At 36.5% G+C, this 1526-nt stretch carries 1 protein-coding gene; it reads left to right on the top strand.

Annotated features, from left to right (window positions below; translation table 11 throughout):
• The first annotated feature begins 162 nt into the window (after nucleotides 1–162).
• The gene (locus AC0KTX_RS16715) at nucleotides 163–1524 is read left to right on the top strand and encodes an IS4 family transposase (protein ID WP_087960047.1); all 1362 of its coding nucleotides are present in this window, start codon (nucleotides 163–165) and stop codon (nucleotides 1522–1524) included.
• Nucleotides 1525–1526 lie beyond the last annotated feature (2 nt).

The raw sequence follows: 1526 nt of genomic DNA, 5'->3' as shown, positions 1-1526 counted from the left end.
CTCAGCTTTCGCAGTCCAAAATCTTGTTTAAATGCTTGATGTAAATGGTTTTGGGAAGTACAAAATTATCATTTGACATTTTTTAAAACATAAAGAAAGACACCTATTCTTTTGGTAAAATATTGGTGACGAAACCAAATCCAAAAGAAAGGTGTCACCACTATGATAACGAATAAAGACTACTTTGCGCAATTACCAAAAGAAATTAAACAAGGATTTTCCGAATTAAATATTGGATATCATTTAAGAAAAGCGAATATTACGAAACTTTCCGGGTATTCTTGTCTTACTGTTTTCAAACTGATTTTTCTTTTAGTCTTCCAATATAAGAACTGGTTTCGTGCTTTTATGAGTAAACGATCTCAGGATCTGCCCGGAAAGGATACAGTCTATCGCTTTTTAAATACACCAACCTATCATTGGAGAAAGTTTCTGCTTTCATTAAGCAGTGAAATGATCCGTCTGCTTCAACCATTAACTTCAAAAGATCGTGTCACAGCTTTTGTGATTGATGATTCTGTCTTTTCAAGAAACCGTAGTAAGTCGGTTGAACTGTTGGCTAAGGTTTTTGATCACTCTACCCATCAGTACTTGAAAGGGTTTCAAATGCTTACCCTTGGCTGGACCGATAGTTTTACTTTTATTCCCGTTGATTTTGCTCTTCTAAGTTCACCGAAAAAGGAAAATCGCCTGCAAGAAATCAATACCAATATTGATAAACGAACATCTGGCTATAAGCGTCGCCAGGAAGCTCTGAAATCAAAACCGGACGTGGCTTCAGCTTTACTTGATCATGCGCTTGAAAAAGGGATTATAGCTGACTATGTTCTCATGGATTCCTGGTTTACACAAGCGCCTTTAATTGAGAAGATTACGAACAAAGGGTTATTTGTCATTGGCTTGGTGAAGCAATTAAAGCAGCGATACGTTTACAATGGTGAACGTTTCACACTGAATCAACTTTACAAATTGGCAAAACCTCACATGGGTAAAAAAGACATTCGCGGATCCGTTTATGCTACTTTAGACAATGGAATTCCAGTAAAAATTCTATTTGTACGAAACCGTAATAAACGGAGCGAATGGCTTGCCATTCTCAGCACAGATACAACATTAGAAAATGAAGAGATCATTCGTATTTACGGCATGCGTTGGGACATTGAAGTCTTCTTCAAATGCAATAAATCCCTTTTAAATTTAGAGAAAGAATTCCAGGGACGTTCCTACGACATGTTAATTAGCCATACAACCATTGTTTTTACACGATATATTCTCATTGCTTGGCAAATGCGAAAAGAGGAGGATCCTAAGACGATTGGCAACCTTTTTTACATCCTTTGCGAAGATGTAAAAGACATAGATTTTATTACTGCCCTTCAATCACTTATTGACCTTTTCCAAACTTTGGCGGAAGCCGAGGTTTCTTTGAACATGGACATCTTTAAAAATCAAATGAATAAATGGTTGGCCACTATACCTAATTATATCAAGCAATGCTTAAATATTTCTGTGTGCGAAAGTTGAGT

The organism is Aeribacillus sp. JST-2 (assembly GCF_056032925.1).
The sequence above is the reverse complement of the archived record's forward strand: the minus strand, read 5'-3'. Positions and strand labels throughout refer to the sequence as shown.

Excerpts from the sequence above, each read along its gene's own strand:
- AC0KTX_RS16715 (WP_087960047.1), top strand. The coding sequence starts at position 163 with ATGATAACGAATAAAGACTACTTTGCGCAATTACCAAAAGAAATTAAA.